Here is an 18903-nt window from a genome sequence, read left to right on the forward strand (position 1 = left end):
CTACCTGTAAATTTCCATATTGGCAACAGGTATTTAGCCTTTAGCTTATAGTGTTATAGTACTAAAGGCTAAAAGCTAAAAGCTGAAAGCTGAAACCTCATATTTCTACCGGCTCTTCAAACTTATGATGGCATGCGTATGCATACAATGCATCGAAGCTCACAGGGATATTGGGTTCTGCAACATCATGCGGTTCCTTCTTGTCTTTGGGTTTATGGAAACGGTAAAGTGGTCCGGTAAAATAAGAAGTCAGGTACATACCTACCTTTTGGTAGTAGGCCTGTTCCAGGCTGTTCATTTCCGTTATTGCCGGAGGTGTGTCTACCATCTTACAGTGTAACCCCAGAGACCGCGCCATGTAAGGTATCATATAGCCGACAGGCGTTGGATAGGAGCTTACAATATTGTATTGCCGTACATCATCACGGGTGTAGAGCGCTACAACCACTCTGGCCACATAATCCACCGGTACTATGTTAAGCGCTAACTCAGGATTGTATACAACCCTGAACTGGTTCATGCTATCGGTACTGTTTGCACCTTTCCTCTTCAGCCACCTATACAGGAATTTGCCAAAACCATAAAACACATTAAACTGTGATGTATAGTATAGAGGCTCATCTATGAGACGACCGCAGATAACGGCAGGCCTCAGGACCTGCCAACCAACATTTTTCCGTTTGCACTGAGCAGCCACACAGTGCTCCGTCATTCTCTTCATGTATTCATAGTGATTCCGGTATGGCCGTCCGCCAGTGAACGGTTGAACCTCCCCATCTTTCGAAACTGCAATGTAATCTTCGCTGATCTCACCTTCCTGCAGACCGCAGGCATAAGCAGTTCCTATATAGGTGAATTTGCGTAGCAAAGGAACCAAGTGCTGCAACAAATGCATCGTAGTATGGTAATTCTCATGATATACGTCCTGCAAACATCTCTCATCATTAGCTAATTTTGTACACCCGGCAGAATGGATCGCATACAGGTTATCATAGTTGTGTAATGCGGTCATGTGATCAGTTGTTAACTCGTCAATTGCCCCGCTTAATACGGAGACAAAGGATAACAGGAACGCAGGAGAATACTCATCGAGGTAATGCGGTCTGAAACGATTGAACAGCAGGGATTGTACTCTTTCTTCCGCTGTGCCGGTAGCATCCGGTCTTACAATGAGGATAATATGCCCTTCTTTCTCACCGCTGGCATACAATCTTAATAATTCATAGAGGATGTGGCGGCCCAGGATTCCGGTAACGCCAGTGAGCAGAACGTTTTCCATAGAACAGTTTATTAATGGTTATTGAAGACAGTTAAAACTTACTACCCGTAAATTTCCATATTGGTAACAGGCAAATGGTCTATGGGATGACAATCATGGGCAACAACGGGGTTTGCGGTCCGGAGGTCATTTCTCAGAACAAATATACTAAGAACAGGAAATCAGAAAAAGAAATGATCAATTAGTTTGAGGCGTACCGGCTCTTAATAAGACGAATGCCTTGCCGGTAAGCTGCCGGTATATAGCATGTTTTCTATGTTGCGGAGGTATTGGGCGATACACACCGGAAGCCATCCTGGATGCAGTGGCCAGTAAACCGGCATTCTCCATGGTCTTGCGGGGCCTTTCTTTACCCATTTACCGGTAAGAGCGCTTTAAAAAGTCCCGATAGCGAGCTGTCTAATGCCTATCTCCAGCTTCACCGTCGGATACAGGATAAGTATTTAAATCACAACATCTTATATAAATTTACCGGTATTATCCCATTGCCCCCAGTTTTTAACATGGTGCTTTCACAGGCTTCTCCTTCGCTTGTCATTCGATTCTCATAGGGAGTAAAAGCGCACTATGGTAATAACTCAATGGCTCCCGGAGAGCACGGGATTATCTTTTAATCCCACTATCTCAATCACCTCGCATTCCGCTACCCGTCGGGCTCCTTCCATAAAATAGCCCTTTAGTCCCATCCTAATATTATCATAATGCATTGGCCTTCTTTCTGGTATGATGATCCACATCCTGGCTGTTCCTGTTTCTGGCACTGTATGATCGTTTTCAATTATAACTTCACCCGCGGTATCTTCGAACTCTGGCCAGATCATAAAAAGTTGCCCAGGCCCAGCCGCATCATACCAAAAATCTGAACGATAGCCCTGATAGGGCGGATAAGCCCTACCACCTTCGTCTTTACTGTAAAAACGGTATCTGACTGTGAAATCATGCAGATGCCTCAGCCTCTTTTCAATTGGTTTGTACATTTGTTTTCGCAGGAAAATGAAAAGATAAATTTATTGCGCACTCACCATTTCTTCACATGCTTAGTTAACAATATTAGCAAAATAACTGATCGTATCAGCAAAGCCGCTCAGGCTAGCTATCCTCTACCTGGCAACAAAAGCGGGCGGAGCTATCTCCGCCCGCCGGGCATCAAGGGGGTTGTCAAAGGATGTTATTCATCATGGTAACAGGGTATCTTTCTGCCGGATCTTCAGAAGATAATTCCCTGCTGGCTTCAGAACGAAAGACAGGACCACGGTATTTCTGATGGCATTAAGCACAAGCGTACCTATTTCGGTATTGTCCGGCGCTTTGACGCTCATCACTGTTTGTGCCACCTTGCCATCCTTTAATACGGTAGGGTTACCCATCTGTACCTTGTAATCCTTACCATCGGTGAAGTCATGGTATTCGAGGTAATTGTTCACTGTTCCGGGTTCGCGGGTGCCTTTGATGGTGTATTCAAATACCAATGTGCCCAATGTCGCGGAAGTAAGCTCAAACCTTCGGTAGTAGGTCTTATTATAGGGTACAGGCATCATACTCATGCCAGTGGATGGCGTGAGCATGCCATTGGTCATATCGAAGGTGAATGCTACATCCGAAGTTTTAAAATACGTGTCTGTTCTCAGGTCTGAAGGTGTATAGTCTTTGGTTTTGAATGAACTGAGGCTGCCGGTGATATTATCCAGGTAGACGCCGTTGCAGAATGCCGTACTGGATGTTCCTTTCAGGGAAGCATCTATGGCATTGTTGTATAGCACGAGACTGTCGGCAGCAATGGTAGTAAGCACAGCGCCACTCCAACCGGTGAGTGTATTGTTCTGCACAGAGAGGCGCATTTCGTCTTTGGTTGGATCCAGTGCGCCCGGCGAACTCTTTCCCTGGATAATGTACACCTGTCCGCTAGGTGTGTTGCCATACCTGGTAACCGTATTTCCTTCGAAAATAAAATTACGCACCTGCTTAGGCGTAGAGAAAGTACTGTTGTCCGCCACTACAAACGGGCCTTCCACCCTGGCGAAACGGAAAGTATTATTGCGCACTTCATAATGCAGGAACTCTTTGTTGACCAATGCTATGTTCCGCAGGTAATAAACATCAACTTCGTTACCGGTGAAATAAACTTTACTGTTCTTCACTGCTTCTGTATCAAAGGAGGCATAGCTTACCCAGGTATTATCAGGATTTAGCCCAGAGTGGTCATTCAGAAAACCGGTTACGAATGTTTCTTCAATGATAAATCTGTTGTTCTCTACAATCTTGGAAGATCCTGCCTTACCCTTGAACAACGCTTTGGACCCATCGTTGATGGCGAGGCCGAAGCTCAGGTTATTCTTATAGACATTGTTACGGTAAATGCCGGTTTCTGAAGACATATAAATGTCGTAGATCGCTACACTGTAAGTGGCCTTAATTCCTTCCACATGATTGTATTCATACAGGCAGGAGTTACTTTCCGTGAGGATGAACAGGTAATAGGTGTTCTCTCCTGACGCTTTAAAAGTAGCGGGGGCGTTGATCAATGTGTTATGCTGTACATTCAGCTGCTTCTTGTTGAGGCGGATCTCTTCAGGTTTCGGAAAGGGGAGATTATTTGTGATCCCGTCATTAAAGACGTTTTCATGGATCTCATACAACTGGTTGTCGCGAATGGTAACTTCGTCATACACGCAATCCACCAGCGTCATCCAGCTACCATACAAATCTCTTATTTCATTGTTACTGATTAACCCCGTACCCAGGCCAGCCGTGCCAAGTGCAAAGCCCGCTCCGTATAATCGCAGGGTAATCGTGCCCGTGAACTTACAACCTGTGATCTGCAGCTTTTCAATAAAGCAGGCCTTCTTGTCTTCCCAGAAAATTTTGACCGGGTTCTTCGCGTCTCTGGAAGAAGAACTCAGTGAGATATTGCTGAGTGTAAATTCACGCAACCTCGCCGGTATATTAAGCAGGGTACCGGTGTTCATAAAGATGACACGCGAAGCTGCACTGTCGCCGCTTATCTTAATAGTATCAGCGGTGATAGCATCTGCAAAGCTTTTTACCTCTACATACAATGCATCTTTTACAAGTACCTTGCGTCCCTGATTGATCAGTGCGATGAGCCTGGTGTAATTGTCTGCAGCGCTCGCTGTGGTGCCGTAGGTAATACCGAACCAGCGCAGATCCACCGGACCAGTAGCAGGATCATAATCCCTTCGCCAGCGGCCGGTGGCAAACTGGTTTGCTTTGATAATAATACCACCATCATCGTTCGCTGTAGAAGTTGCGTCCCAGTGGAAATTACCGCCTCCACCGTCTCCGGGGGCTGCGTAACCTCGCACCACATATGTCTCCGTTGCGGATGGCAGGCTTGTGACCGTTCTTAGGTTTTCAATAGAATCGAGTGTCGTCATAATTATGATATGGTTATGGTCTCCGGGGTTAACTGTTATACAAAGAAACATCTTTTTTACGCTATCTATGTGCGCATGCACCCATCCTGCTCATCAATATTTATTTCTCGGAAATTTAATTTATATTAGTAGACGCCAACATCCACCTCTATCTTTTAAACACCCTAAATGTTCACGTATGAAAAAACACATCTCCAAGAAATTGAAACTGGGAAAGATTATCGTTTCCAACCTGCTTGAAACTACACCGTCACAACAAGGTAACGTGCAGCAAATGGCTACCTTCAACAGCTGCTATAAGACATGCACTACCTGCGGCACGTGGCTGTGCTAGTTTCTCGCAAAGCAGCATAAGTACCGCAAAGAGCGCAAAGAATATTTTAAGTTTAATAAGATTATTTAATAGTATCCTACTATAAATTCGGACTATTAAATCGTTCTTTGCTAACTTAAAATATTCTTTGCGCTCTTTGCGGTACTTATGCTGCTTTGCGAGAAACGCTTAATCTTCCGTTACAATCGTTGTAACACTTTCCGGCTCAATAACAACCATGTTATCTTTTACCTGTTGCCGCTGTAAACGCCGTGAAGCAGCTGTAACATAAGCCTTGCCCTTCTTCGCTGTCAACGGGTAATGATAGGTGTTTTTTCCGAGGTTCACCAACACAATAACAGTCTGCCGTTCTTCCGGCTTACGGTATGCAGACACCAGGCAATCCGTTGCGCCGTCCACTTCTGCGGCGATCCTTTTCATACCGGGTCTTACAAAACGGCTGTAGTTCCCCATTACCCAGAGCATCTTCGTATCCTGGTAACTGCCACCAGATTTGTTTTTATCAATACAAATAAGGCCATCTTTGTAATCATACGGAGAAACCGCCAGCCACCATTGCCAGGCAGAAACGTTGGCTACGGTAAGGTCCGTATGCATTACACGCGCTACGTACAATGCCGCCTGCATGCCGGTGTCGCGCTTATTACCGTTGATCTCCCCGTTATTATCCCCCAGGATACAATATTCAGACTGCCACAACGTCAGCCGGTCAATTGCTTGTATACGCGCTGCCACGGCAGATCTCACTGCCACCGACGACGATTGCGGAGAAGTGGAGAAATAGCTGTGCGTAGCTATGGTGCGACTTACACCCGGCAGATCTCCCACAAAAGTGCCGCTGCCTTTCTGAAAGAAAGCATTCACCTGGTTGCCTTTTCCAGGCTTATCATCATCCGCCAGCAGGTAGCGGATATGGCCGGATTCGGGTATTAATATTTTCGTAGGGAGATGCGCACGCTGTAATGCCTTACTCAATGATTTCACTATGCCGCTGATCTGCTCATTATTGTAAGGACATCCTTCCTGACCGCCGTCGCTCCAATCCCATTGTGGCTCATTTACAGGGCTTATATAATCAAAAGCGATCCCTGTTGCCTGCTTTACGCCGTTGATTACAGCTGTAATAAATTGTGACATGGTATCGTACCGGCTTTTGTCGATATTGCTACGCCCCCCTGTGGCAAAGGCTTTTCCATTGACGGTGTATTGTACCGGCGGACTGTTGAGAAATCCGAGAAACTGCTTTACGCCCCGTTGCTGTGCTGCTTTCAGTAACCATAACTGACCCGGTTGACGGTTCCAGTTATAACTGCCATCCGGTTGAAGGAAGGATGCCGCACGCCGCCACTCATCACGGATACCGCTGCTGTCGCCCTGTTCTGCACTGCCAGCCCCTATGTTGAATCGCCACATCGATAATGCAATACCTTTCGGACTTCCGTCTGCCAGCGTATCAGCGCTGAACAGCAAGTCTGCTATGGCATTCCGCATGTTGTCCGGCCAGTTCCCGATGAACTGACCGGACCATGCATCAGATGCCGCGAAGTTGTCGATCTGCTGATATGTCTTTCCCGGATAGGTGGTAATCCTGATTTTTTTCTGAGCCGTCAATGTGCAAGACAGCATCATCCATAAAACAAATACGATTGATCTCTTCATCTGTTTGAAAGAAAATTTTACAGCCTCACGATCTGCCATTGCTGGTTACGGTTACCGCTCAGATACCATTGAATAATATTAGCGCCATTGTTGCCGGATGCACCGTTTACATCCAATGCCTGACCACTATTTACATTGATGAGCTCATAAGCGCCGAAGCCAATATCGACGATCTTCCATTGCTGATTAGCGCCGCCCCAGTAATCCCATTGAATGATAGAAGCGCCGCCGGCCGTGGAAATGCCGTTTACATCCAACGCTTTACCGCTGTTACGGTTAGTGATATAAAATACGCCATCACCTGCACTATTGATCTTCCATTGCTGGTTATTACCACCCCAGTAATCCCATTGTACAATGCTGCCGCCGTTAGCTGTGGAAGATCCGTTTACATCCAGCGATTTACCGCTCTGGCGGCAGGTAATACGATACCAGGCATTGCTGTCGAAGCTGCCGGCCGGCAATGTAATATTATTAAGATTCCATCCGTATTGCAACCGCGATAATCCGGATGCATTGTTGGTCACCAGTGTACCGCCACTCAGCAATAACAGGCTGTAACCATCTCCGGTAGCCAGGCCAGGCCAGTACACATAACCGATGCCGCGTGCACGTACTCCGCTGGTGATACCCTGGAAGTAAGCAATTTCCCGGTCCTGCCCCGGCGCGCCAAGATAGTTTTTGCCATTGGTCATAGGAATGCCGGCTTCTGTTACGATGGTACGCTGCGGATAGCCAATGGCACTAATAGCCGCTTCCCAGTCGCCCGTGGTGGTGTAGCTGTTATTGAACCAGGTGTAGTTGTGGTAGGAAAGCAAACATCCGGACAAACGGCTGTCGGCGCCTACCGTATTCACATCCTGGGCATAGCCTACCCCATCAAGTACTACACGCTCTTGCGGCGCTGACGGGTACCGGGAAAGCCAGTCGGCATACAGGTTAGTGAGATTAGCAGCGCTGTAACCGTGCGGCTCGTTGAAGATTTCGAAGTATACGTTACTGTTAGTACTGTACCTGTTCACGATGGCTTGCCACATATTACGGAACTGCGTCACATCATCTACCAACCCGTCTTTTGAGCTGTTGCCCTCCCAGTAAGCAAGGATCACCTTCATGTTCTTTGCGGTGGCGGTATCAATAGCGGCGGTATAGGAACTCCACCAGCTGCCCAGCACCGAAGCGGGATTTACCGGCAGCCGTATAGTATTGACGCCACGTTGTATGAATCCTTCTACAATACTACCAGCGATAGCTTTCGTGGCAGCGTAACTGTCGGACGTATTAAGACCGCTGGGCACGACAACGCCATCTTTGAAGTTATCGCCTTCAGCAGCCCAGTTGAGTCCGCGGAAATCCGCGGTAGACGTGGGCGCCAACTCCACCCTGGCTTTAACATTATTACCAGTGTCAGACGGATGGGTATCTGACACTTTTTTGGTGCATCCTGTTGTTGCCAGGATAGCGAGGACAGAAACAAACAATCTATTCATAACTATGGTTTTAGTATCCTTCGTTCTGGGCAATCCTGTTATTGGACGCCTGGATCTCCGCCCTTGGAATGGGCAGCCAATAGTGCTTCTGCTGGAAGTTACGACCAGAGAGCGCTACTTTCCGTGTATACGTGAGCGTGCTGCCGCTCTTTGCCACATCTATGCCATAGGCAGGCACGTTCTCTGTAGCAGCAGCGATCTTCCAGCGGCGCACATCATAGAAGCGATGTTCTTCAAATGCCAGCTCCACTCTCCTTTCATTACGGATACGGGTACGCATGTCTGTCTGTGATAACCCCGGCGGCAGTGGCGGCATGTTTACGCCGGCTCTTTGTCTTACCTGGTTCACCGCGTTGTATACGGTACCATCAGGGCCAACAGCCTCATTCTGCGCTTCGGCGTAGTCCAGCAGTATCTCTGCATAACGCATATAGATCCATGGCTGGAAGCCGGCCACATCCCACGGGTTGTTGATGGGATAGTCATCGTTCTGGAACTTGCGCATATAGTAACCGGTTTTGGAGGTATTCCAGTTTTCATTGCCATCCTTGCTGTCTTTACCACCGGGCAGGAATGTTTCCACTGCGCGGCCCCGGAAGCTGGCGCCGTTATATAGGATGGAGGCGGCCAGGCGCGGATCTCTGTTCGCATAAGGATTTTGCGCATCGTAGCCGGAAGCGGGATCTGTAATGGGTTTGCCGGAGATCATTTCATAGTCATCTACCAGGTTCTGTAACGGCGTGTTGCCACCCCAGGCGCCATAGCCGTTAGGACTGGATGCAATTTCCAATGGAAAGTGCGAAGCGTTTTTGGTATATAGCCTTTCAAAAATAATTTCGTTGTTATCCGCCGCAAGGAACAGTTTAGCGTAGCCGCCGGTATAGATACTGTAGCGGTTGAGGTCTATCACTGCCTTAGCCGCAGCGGCAGCAGCGGCCCAGGTACCGGCATTGTAAAGCGGACTTGCGGCATACAGCGCCATCCTGGCTTTGAGGGCCAATGCTGCGCCATTGGTCGCACGTCCCAACTTCCAGCTGTCGTTGTTAGTTGCCGGCAATCCTGTTGCGGCGGCATCCAGCTCTGCGAGGATATAGTCCACACATTCCTTAATGGCTGCACGTTTGAACAGGGCGTCATCGGAGAGGTTGTCTGTCAGGTTATATACTTTGTCGCCCATCAGTACTACGCCGCCGTAATTAATCACGAGATCAAAATAGCGGTAGGCGCGGATGAAACGCAGCTCTGCCACCAACGCTTTACGATGTGCATCGCTCATCTGCACTTTGCTGATATTTTCCAGTGCGTAGTTGCACTCCCGGATACTACGGTAGCTCCTGCCCCATATGGTGCCGGCAATGCCAAGGTTCTCCGGGGCCAGTTGCCCGCGCACAACGAGCCAGGTGTTATCGTCATTGTTATAGATCGCCTCATCTGAAAGTGAGCTCCACATAGCCCAGGTGAAGCCCCTGCCGAACCCTGGCACGTCTTCTTTCTCCTGCAGGCGCACGCCGAGGTAACGGTTCGTCACAAACGATTCGAACAACGCTGAATCCGCCAGCAATGATCCCTGCGATACTTTGTCCGTTGGGTTTATTTCCAGGAAATCTTTCTTACATCCCGCTATCATCATCACAACAAGCACAAATATTATATGGTATTTTCTCATGGTCGTAGTTTTAAAGATCAGAACCTAACGTTAACGCCTATATTAACAATACGCTGCTGCGGATAGAACTGTCCGCTGCCGCTATTTCCTTCCGGATCATAATCCTTCACACGGGTAAAGGTGAGCAGGTTGAAAGCGTTCACGTATATGCGCAACGACTGCATCCGGATAGCCGAAAGCATTGCTGACGGCAGGTTGTATCCCAGCTCTATATTTTTCAGGCGCAGGAAAGATGCATTGTTGAGCCAGAAAGTACTGTTGTATAAACCTCCGTTGATAGAAGACGAAGCGCGGGTATCAACGCGCGGATAAGAACCATTGAGATTGGAAGGGCTCCAGCGGTTATCTGCCCAGCTGCTGTAGAAGTTACCAACAGTACCCGATTCGGGTAACACATACTGACTCACATGCGTCTGCCCCGCCAATACCATCGAGAGATCGAAGTTTTTGTAAGCAGCATATAAATTAATACCATAAGAGATCTCAGGAATGTTGCCATACTTTGTTCTCATCTGGTCATCAGCGGTGATCTTACCGTCGCCGCTGTAATCCTCGTAGATGAGATCTCCGGGCTGCGCTCCGGGCAGATGGGCCGACTTGTCGATCTCCGCCTGCGTGCGATAAATACCAATGGCTTTGTACAATAAATAGGTATTCAGCGGTTGCCCTGTTTGCCGTTGATAGCCCAGCACACCGGGCGCTTCATCAATAAACACGATCTTACTTTTAGCATAGGTGAAATTACCGGAGACGCCATACTGGAAGTTACCATTCCTATGATCATACCCTACAGTAGCCTCCACGCCATTGTTACTCACCTTTCCGATATTTTCCGAAGGCACCAGCGGATCTCCGCTGAAAGGGTTCACTATACCAGACACAAAAGGAATAGACGCATTGCGTGCCGCCAGTATGTTGGAGCGCTGCTGACGGAAGTAGATGAATTCAAAGGAGATGTTTTTGAAAACTGTACCTTCTATGCCGAAATCCGCTTTACGTGCGTCTTCCCAATGAATGTTCACGTTGGCCAGCTTGGTGAGATCAATGCCAGGCGTGATATTGGAACCAGATACAAATTGGTTGTTGAAAGAGTAGTTATCAAAATACTGGAACAGCGCCACATTGTCGTTACCCAGCGCACCGTAAGAGGCCCTCACCTTCAGGTTGTTAACGAAGCTCACACTACGGAACCACGGCTCCTGTGAAATACGCCATCCCACAGAGGCTGCGGGGAAAGTGCCGTATCGGTTGCCGGATGGGAAGATGGAAGACCCGTCTATACGCACCTGTACGTCTGCCAGGTATTTATCCGCATAACTATACGCCACTTTACCCATATAGCTTTTACGGGTGAAGTTGTAACTGCTGCCGGAATTATCTTTATCGGCTGCGGAAGTGCCTCCCTGTGACAGCTCTGGCGTAAGCGTAGTGAGGAAGTTCAGGCGGGATGCACCGAACTGCTCACGTTTGATAGTGCTCTGTTCATACCCGGCCAGTGCATTGACAGTATGCGCACCCCAGGACCTGTGGTAATTCAGCATGATATTGGCCGTGATCTGCGACTGGTTATCCTGGCTTTCTTTGAGCGTCGCTGCCCCGGAAGAGCCCCCTACTATTCTTTTATTATAGGTGTTGGCAATCTTGTCGTAAGAATAGACTACATACGGCGTCGCGAAGGCTTTCCCGAAATTCCAGGATTTGTCTACCGACAAAAATCCATCTATCGACAAGCCCTTCACCGCAGCAATATCATAGCTGCCTTTCAATATCCCGTTGAATACCTGTTTGGGATTGCGGTTGATACCACCGGCATCCGTGGCCATCATCACCGGGTTATTCCCTTCGATACCAATAGATGGCAGGCCATTGGGATAGCGTGCAGGGATAGTGGCATAGGCACGGTAGATAGAACGGAAAATGTCCTTGGCAGAATCGATAGGAAAACGCCGGTCTTCTTCCCTGCCGGAAAGATATAACCCTACACGGAAGTTCTTCGTGATATTCGCATCGATGTTGGAACGGAAGCTATACTGGCTGTATTTTGTGGCGCCGTCACGGTAAAGGCCGTCCTGGTTCAGCATACCGGCAGATACATAGTAACGTACATTCTCAGAACCACCGGCAATGGAGACATTAGCCTGATGCTGCAACGCTGTTTTCTTCAGCGTTTCACGCGCCCAGTCTGTATTGGGGTAGTTAAGCGGATCTGAACCATCAGCAAACTTGCGGATCTCATCAGCGCTGTAATGCTGGTTCATGCCGCCAGCAGGGTTATTGTAATAATCGATCTCATTGTTGATGGCTGCATAAGTAGCAGCATCTGCCATCTTCGGTAATCTGGTAGGCGAAGAAAAACCCTGGTTGAAACTCGCGGAGATAACAGGTTTGCCCGTCTTCCCCCGTTTGGTGGTCACCAGTATAACGCCGTTGGCCGCACGGCTACCATATATAGCGGCGGAGGCATCCTTTAATACCGAGATGCTTTCAATATCATTCGGGTTGAGGCGTTCCAGTCCACCGATTTGTCCGGGTACGCCATCCACCACAATCAGCACATCATTGTTGCCGGTGGTAGCCAGACCGCGTATGGTAAAAGAGGAACCGTCTAAGCCAGGTTCCCCGCTGCGGTTATTGATCACGATACCGGAGAAGCGGCCTGCCAGCGAGTTAGACACATTGGCCTGCGGGCTTTTCACCATATCGGCGCCCTTCAGCACGGAAATGGAACCAGTAAGGGTGGCTTTCCTTTGTGTATTGTATCCCACTACCACCACTTCGCTCAGATCCGCATTGCGGGATTCGAGGCGGATGTCGAGGCCGGTGCGTAACTGCTCCGTAACCGCCACCTCCAGCGGGGCATAACTCATGTGAGAGAACACCAGTGTAATGTTGCCGGGGGCAACAAGGGAAAACTTACCATCAGCACCGGTAAGCGTGGCTGTTTTAGTACCTTTTACAATCACGGTAACACCGGGTACCGGCCCGTCAGCCGATCTGACCGTACCGGAAACTGGCTGTTGTGCCAGCGCAGGCACACTTAACAGTAACATTGAAATAGACAGGAATAGCTGCATGCACCAGTTCATGTGCAGCGGACGCGGAATTAATCCCTTCATGACAAGACGTAGTTTTGGTCCGAAAATTTGTGTTGGTTGATATCAGCGGCGGGATAAATTTTTCACCTGCCATGGAATTTACTACCTGCAAAATAGGCTGAGCCGGCAGGACAGAGAGGGGGGTAAATCACTAAAAAAGGGGGGCAAATTAACAGATAAGGGCCGGAAAGGCCCTTATCCTTCCTCGTTTTCGGCCATCTTGATAACATTGCAGTCCTGGTTGAATGAAAAGCGGTATCGCCGGATGTATTCTGATGGTGTCATCCCGAAAAGTTTCACAAACTGCGCCCGGAAATATTTCACGTCACTGATGCCTACCTGGAAAGCAACCTGGCTGATGTTTAAATTCTCGGTCAACATGAGCACCGCCGCTCTTCTCAACCGGATTGACCGGATGAAGGCATTAAGCGATTGCCCCGAAATGGATTTTACTTTCTGATACAACCCGGAATGACTCATTCCCATCAAACGGGAAAACTTCCGGATATTAAAATCCTCGGCATCCAGGTTGGCTTCAATTACCTCGATACATTTTTTGAGAAAGTCACGGTATTCCACCGGTACTTTTACATTAGTTTCCTTCAGCGTGATGTTATCAAAGAAATACCGCTGTAACAGGCTCCGGTTCCGCAGAATGGTTTCCACGCGCGCCCGCAGCAGCTCTTTATCGAACGGCTTGGTGATGTAATCATCTGCACCACCTTCAATGCCCTTCAGCTTTACCTGTGTATCAGTGGTGCCGGTGAGTAAAATAACGGGGATATGCCCCAGGCTTTCGGAATGTTTGATCCTGCTGCATAATTCAAGACCATCCATTCCCTGCATGCTGATATCGGTGATGATCAGGTCAGGCGTACATTCCTGCGCAAGGCGGAACCCTTCGTTGCCATCCGCTGCTGTGTAAAGCAGGTATTGCGGATGAAAGAGCTGCTGCAGGTAAGCCATAATCTCAGGATCATCATCAATGAGCAGAATGGATCTTTTGCTGGTCACTACTTCTTCTGCGGTTCTCCCTTTAATGACTACCGTCTGCTTCCCGGCCGTAGCAGGTTGTTCGCTGCCAGCCAGTTCTTCCAGCAGCACATGACCTGAAGTTTCTTCCTGCATGGTATATCCGGCCGGTAAATGCGCCACCCCTTTCTGTAACACGATCGTGAAGCACGCACCACCTGATTCAGCATTGCTGCATCCAACGCGGCCACCGTGATTTTCCACGAAGTGCTTCACAAGATACAGCCCGATGCCGAAACCACTCTTCTTTGGCGCTTTGTGAGCTGCCTGCCTGAATTTTTCAAAGATATGGCTGCGGTCTTCTTCCTTAATACCACATCCACTATCCTGCACCTGTACGATCACCTGGCAATCATCCTGTCGTACTTCCAGCATAACGCTACCGCCATCCGGTGTGAACTTAAAGGCATTAGACAGCAGGTTGAAAAGCGCCACTTCCATTTTCTCCCGGTCCACGAAAAGCTCCGGTCGCTCTCCGTTTGTTTCAAAGCGGTAGTCAATATTTTTGGTCCGTGCCTGTTGACTAAAGCAAAGAAACACTTCATGCGCCAGGGTATGTATATCCACCCGCGCTACCCGGAGTATATCCGCGCCGCTGTCTGCTTTACGGAACAGCAACAGTTGATCTACCAGGCTCAGAAGGCGGCGGGCATTGCGGTACACGGTACCCAGCTCCTGTTCAGGGGCGGTGTTCCGGTTGCCCAGCATTTCCTTTACCGGATTGATGATCAGGGTGAGCGGTGTCCTGAATTCGTGGGAGATGTTGGTGAAGAAGGAAATACGCTTTTCATGCAATTCCTTGTCCTTCTCATGTGCGAGCCGCGCAAGCCTGATCTCGTAATGCAAACGCTGCTGCCGGGCAGTGTAGCGGGTATACATCCATATGCCGCCGAAGACCAGGCTGACGTATAATGCATAAGCCCACCAGGTTCGATACCAGGGCGGCAGCACAATAATACGCAACGCCTGTATTTCATTACCCCAGCGGCCAAGGGCATCAGTGGCGCGTATCCGAAAAACGTAAGTACCTTCTTCCAGCCGGGAGTAGTTGGCATTTCTCACATTGTTACTGTAGTTCCAGTGCTTGTCCCAGCCATCAAGGTAGTAGGCATAGCGGATCTTATCGGGCGCGCCGTATTCGGGCGCCACGAAGCTGAGCACCACCGCAGAGCGGTTATATGGAATAGTGATCTCGTGCACATTCTCCAGCGTCCGTTCTGTAATGAAGCGGCTGTTGGTTTCCAGGGGGCTGCCATCTATCTGTATGCCAGTAAGGAATATCTCAGGGGCATTCACCTGTGCTGTTACCTCATTGGGATAAAAGATATTGAACCCTTTGATACCACCGAAGAGAAATTCACCCGACCGCAGTGCCAGGGCGGCATTGAAACCAAACTGATTACTTTGCAGCCCATCTGAGATGGTGAAGGCCCTGAACTTCCGTTCTTTTACATCGAAGCGCAGCAGACCGCTGAAAGAACTGATCCACAGGTTACCGGTACTGTCTTCCAGTATACGCAATACCGTATTGCCACCAAGCCCGTTATTTTCATCATAGCGTTTATACGTGCCTGTATGGGTATTAAACTGTAAGAGACCTCCGCCCTGCGTGCCTACCCAGAAGTTCCCCTGTTTGTCTTCATGGATGCTGCGTACCGTATAGCCGATACCGTAAGAGATGTGTTTGCCGGTAGCCGTGTCAATCCTCACAAGGGAAGAATAGTTACCACCCCAGAGGTGGCCTTCGCTGTCTTCTGCCAGACATTGTATGTTGACGATGTTTTTATCGAAGAGCTCAAAACGTTGTGTTCCCCTGTTGAAGCGGTACAGGGTACCATCGTTGCTGGTGCTGGCCCAGAGATTTCTATGACGGTCTTCATACAGCAGCCAGACTTTTTTCTCTTCCCTGCCCGTAAAAGGATTGAAGCAGGGAAAATATTCAAAAGTGCCGGAGGCCTTATGGAGACGACTTACACCGCCCATCCAGGTAGATACCCATAGCTGCTGTTGTGTGTCGCTGACAATGCCTGTCACAAAATTGCCCGTGAGAGAATTCCTGTTATGCGGGTCATGGGAATATACCTTATAGCTATTGCGGCTGCGATCCCAGCAACGTAATCCACCACCATCAGTACCGATCCAGATATTGCCATCCGGCGCTTCGCAAAAAGACAAAATGAAATTACGGTTGGGATTATTAGGTTTTTCTCCCTGATAGATCACTGTTGTAAAAGAGCTTTGCTTCGGCTCTATAACGTTAACGCCCCCACGTAATGTGCCTATCCACTTACGTTGCTGTTTGTCTTCATAAATAGCATATACCGCGCTGCTGTTGATCAGCGGCTCTCCGTCTGCGGATATAAACGGCTTTGCTTTCGAAGCATCCTTTTCCAGGCTGTACACCCCCTTACCGTCTGAAGCGATCCAGAGCATGCCCCGCGCATCCAGGCAAAGGCCGAAGACTTTGCAGCCGCTTTCTATGAAACTACCGGAAACACCTGCTTTCCCTGCATCATACCGATAAAGCCCATTGTCAGTGCCGATCCATAAATGACCGGCATCATCAGCGCGGATGCAGTTCCCCTGACGAAGCGAGGTATTTACGATCGTCACTTTATTATCGCCGGGCACATACCGGCAAAGTCCCTTCTCCTGTACAAACAGCCATATACTGCCGTCGCGGTCTGACGCCAGTGTGGTCACTTCATAGGGCGCAATATAGCGCCCGTTTTCAAGCAACGGTATTTGCCTGCCGGTATCACTTCCCGGCGAAAATACCAGCAGGCCGCCTTTTTCAGCGCCCGCATAGATCATCCCTTTTCTATCAGCAATAATATTGGTAACCGGGAAAGAAATATCCCGCGTTTTTTGTGCATGAACAGGGCGATAGTAAGGAGCGGAAAAGTAGTGGCGGCCGGAATGATAAATACTGACCCCATACCTGCCTCCTATCCACAGGTTATGCTCCGCGTCTCCGGCAATGGAATAAATCTCATTGCCCTTCAGCGAGACACTGTCGCCAATCCTGTTACGGAACACGGTAAAGGCGCTGCCATCAAACTTATTCAGGCCATCGTAGGTACCAAACCACATAAAACCTTTATAGTCCTGGTACACGCAGGTCACCGCATTGTTGGACAAACCATTCTCAATACCCAGGTACTTTACAAAAGGATCAGCCGCCAGCAGAGAAGACGCACAGAACAACAGTAACGGCGCCAACAGGTACCTGACGTGGAATATAGCAAGGCGCAACATGCGATACTTTAATTTTGGTTGTTGGCAATGTCACAAACATAAGATTATTTGGAACGCCAACCACACCATGCGTGATGACATACAACTACCCTGAAATAAGTAACGGCCGGGATAAACATATCCCGGCCGTTATTACAGAAAAGGTTTATAACTATCGTTGTTTTTCAGACTCCCTCCGGAACCAGTTGAAATCAACATAACCTCCATTCTCATGGCTGCTGAAATTAAACAGGGCGAAACGGTTCGCCGTCCAATCTAACCCCAGCCCCATTTTCAGCCGGTTGCCAAATGGAACGAAGCGCTTACCATCTACGCTATAGGAAAACGCAGCTGTAAAATCTTTCTCGTATACACTCGCCCTGATCCATACTGTATTCTTCTTAAACGGCGTTACCGCAATAGTGCTGTCATTGTTGACCATGACGATACTCCGTTTTCCGTTCTGTTGCTGAACCGCGATATAGGCGTAAGGAAACTGGAATACACCGAAGCCTGCTACGTCTCCTTCCTTCATTTTGTCAATATTCAGTTCTACTGTCCCCTCAGAAAAAGGTCCTTCTACACGCTGCGTAAGCGTATTGCGCGCCTCCGGCAGCTTCGCAGCTTTTGTGGCATGCAACCGGAGATAACCCGGGCGCTCCGTCAGCGACCAACTACTATCGTCAGGATTATGATTCCATTGCCATTGCAACCCCAACACATGATTGTTGAATTCATCTGAAGTAGCAGGTATCTTTACAGGAAATGTTCCGCCTACATCCGGTTTTGTTTCAACATCCACGCCCTTACCGTTGCGGCCCGGCATAGGCCAGCCATCTTCCCAGGTAACCGGCTCCAGATTCGGCACACGGCCTATAGGCCCGCGGTCCTGCATAATGATAAACCACCAGCTGCCATTCTTCAGCTGTACCATTCCTCCCTGATGCAGGCCATTACCTGGATAGGTATGATCGTCATTGATCACCACCTTTGATTCATAAGGCCCGTAGATATTATCCGCACGCAGACAAATCTGCCTTCCTTTGGTACCACCGGTAGATCCCAGTATGTAATATTTACCATTTACTTTATACAGGTGTGATCCTTCCAGGTATGGATACGCACGGTTATTATAGATTTGCCGCCGCGGCGTTTTCACTGAGCGCGCATCACTGTTAAGCGCTGTGATATACAAGGTAGTTTGTCCATGCGCCACATACACCTTTCCGTCGTCATCAAAGAAAAGCCCCGGATCATACAGGTATTCCGGGAAGATGGTTCTGCTCCAGGGTCCTTGTATATCCTTTGCCGTGCAGATAGAGAAATTGCCATTTTTCCCATCCTTGCCCGGCGTGCAGAAACCAACGTAGAAGCTGTCTTTATGATGACGGATGGTAGCAGCCCAGGAACCATTCAGGTACATGTCGCCGCCTTTCATGTCATAACGCGGATCTTCCTCATAACGTGGCACGGCGTAACCGGCCATTTCCCAGTTCACCAGGTCTTTCGATACTGCAATCGGGCATCCCGGCACATAGTGCATGCTGGTGGAGATAAAATAAAATTTATCATCTACCCTGATCACATCAGGATCAGGCCAGTCGCCCCACATCAGGGGATTCACAAAAGTGCCGTTCTTTTTATCCGGCATCCATTGAGCAGACAAGCCTGAGCAGATGGCCAGCAGCAGGAATATAAATGCAGATCTTTTCATTG

The 18903-nt window shown here is 48.8% G+C and carries 11 protein-coding genes; 1 reads left to right on the plus strand and 10 read right to left on the minus strand.

Annotation, left to right across the window (positions count from 1 at the left end; genetic code table 11):
- Positions 1-97: 97 nt before the first annotated feature.
- From VM802_RS05235 to VM802_RS05250, 4 genes are all read right to left on the minus strand, one after another.
- Positions 98-1279, minus strand: a complete 1182-nt coding sequence (locus tag VM802_RS05235; protein ID WP_325528712.1) for an SDR family oxidoreductase — start codon at positions 1277-1279, stop codon at positions 98-100.
- A 177-nt stretch (positions 1280-1456) separates the two neighbouring features.
- Positions 1457-1636 (minus strand): hypothetical protein, encoded by a 180-nt coding sequence (locus VM802_RS05240; RefSeq protein WP_325528714.1) that lies wholly within the window; start codon positions 1634-1636, stop codon positions 1457-1459.
- A 221-nt stretch (positions 1637-1857) separates the two neighbouring features.
- Complete coding sequence (locus VM802_RS05245) at positions 1858-2256, minus strand: hypothetical protein (RefSeq protein WP_325528716.1); 399 nt, start codon at positions 2254-2256, stop codon at positions 1858-1860.
- Positions 2257-2454: 198 nt separating this feature from the next.
- Positions 2455-4674, minus strand: coding sequence for a putative phage tail protein (locus VM802_RS05250; RefSeq protein WP_325528718.1), 2220 nt, complete (start codon positions 4672-4674; stop codon positions 2455-2457).
- Between the two features lie 178 nt (positions 4675-4852).
- Here VM802_RS05250 and VM802_RS05255 point away from each other — a divergent pair, with 178 nt between their 5' ends.
- Positions 4853-5008: a hypothetical protein gene (locus VM802_RS05255; RefSeq protein WP_325528720.1), complete on the plus strand. Its 156-nt coding sequence runs from the start codon at positions 4853-4855 to the stop codon at positions 5006-5008.
- A gap of 168 nt (positions 5009-5176) precedes the next feature.
- Here VM802_RS05255 and VM802_RS05260 read toward each other — a convergent pair whose 3' ends face one another.
- From VM802_RS05260 to VM802_RS05285, 6 genes are all read right to left on the minus strand, one after another.
- Entirely contained in the window at positions 5177-6667 is a 1491-nt protein-coding gene (locus VM802_RS05260; protein ID WP_325528722.1) for a glycoside hydrolase, read from the minus strand.
- A gap of 17 nt (positions 6668-6684) precedes the next feature.
- A complete protein-coding gene (locus VM802_RS05265; RefSeq protein WP_325528724.1) occupies positions 6685-8157 on the minus strand; it encodes an RICIN domain-containing protein in 1473 nt (490 codons plus the stop codon).
- Positions 8158-8167: 10 nt separating this feature from the next.
- Positions 8168-9823, minus strand: coding sequence for a RagB/SusD family nutrient uptake outer membrane protein (locus VM802_RS05270; RefSeq protein WP_325528726.1), 1656 nt, complete (start codon positions 9821-9823; stop codon positions 8168-8170).
- A gap of 17 nt (positions 9824-9840) precedes the next feature.
- A complete protein-coding gene (locus VM802_RS05275; RefSeq protein ID WP_325528728.1) occupies positions 9841-12939 on the minus strand; it encodes a SusC/RagA family TonB-linked outer membrane protein in 3099 nt (1032 codons plus the stop codon).
- A gap of 174 nt (positions 12940-13113) precedes the next feature.
- Positions 13114-17208 (minus strand): two-component regulator propeller domain-containing protein, encoded by a 4095-nt coding sequence (locus tag VM802_RS05280; RefSeq protein WP_325528730.1) that lies wholly within the window; start codon positions 17206-17208, stop codon positions 13114-13116.
- A gap of 151 nt (positions 17209-17359) precedes the next feature.
- Positions 17360-18901, minus strand: a complete 1542-nt coding sequence (locus VM802_RS05285) for a glycoside hydrolase family 43 protein (RefSeq protein ID WP_325528732.1) — start codon at positions 18899-18901, stop codon at positions 17360-17362.
- Positions 18902-18903 lie beyond the last annotated feature (2 nt).

Source organism: Chitinophaga sp., assembly GCF_035538455.1.
In the GTDB taxonomy this organism is placed as follows: Bacteria; Bacteroidota; Bacteroidia; order Chitinophagales; family Chitinophagaceae; genus Chitinophaga.

Excerpts from the sequence above, each read along its gene's own strand:
- VM802_RS05265 (WP_325528724.1), bottom strand. The coding sequence starts at position 8,157 with ATGAATAGATTGTTTGTTTCTGTCCTCGCTATCCTGGCAACAACAGGA.
- VM802_RS05245 (WP_325528716.1), bottom strand. The coding sequence starts at position 2,256 with ATGTACAAACCAATTGAAAAGAGGCTGAGGCATCTGCATGATTTCACA.
- VM802_RS05275 (WP_325528728.1), bottom strand. The coding sequence starts at position 12,939 with ATGAAGGGATTAATTCCGCGTCCGCTGCACATGAACTGGTGCATGCAG.
- VM802_RS05280 (WP_325528730.1), bottom strand. The coding sequence starts at position 17,208 with ATGTTGCGCCTTGCTATATTCCACGTCAGGTACCTGTTGGCGCCGTTA.
- VM802_RS05260 (WP_325528722.1), bottom strand. The coding sequence starts at position 6,667 with ATGAAGAGATCAATCGTATTTGTTTTATGGATGATGCTGTCTTGCACA.
- VM802_RS05235 (WP_325528712.1), bottom strand. The coding sequence starts at position 1,279 with ATGGAAAACGTTCTGCTCACTGGCGTTACCGGAATCCTGGGCCGCCAC.
- VM802_RS05255 (WP_325528720.1), top strand. The coding sequence starts at position 4,853 with ATGAAAAAACACATCTCCAAGAAATTGAAACTGGGAAAGATTATCGTT.
- VM802_RS05285 (WP_325528732.1), bottom strand. The coding sequence starts at position 18,901 with ATGAAAAGATCTGCATTTATATTCCTGCTGCTGGCCATCTGCTCAGGC.
- VM802_RS05250 (WP_325528718.1), bottom strand. The coding sequence starts at position 4,674 with ATGACGACACTCGATTCTATTGAAAACCTAAGAACGGTCACAAGCCTG.
- VM802_RS05270 (WP_325528726.1), bottom strand. The coding sequence starts at position 9,823 with ATGAGAAAATACCATATAATATTTGTGCTTGTTGTGATGATGATAGCG.
- VM802_RS05240 (WP_325528714.1), bottom strand. The coding sequence starts at position 1,636 with ATGGGTAAAGAAAGGCCCCGCAAGACCATGGAGAATGCCGGTTTACTG.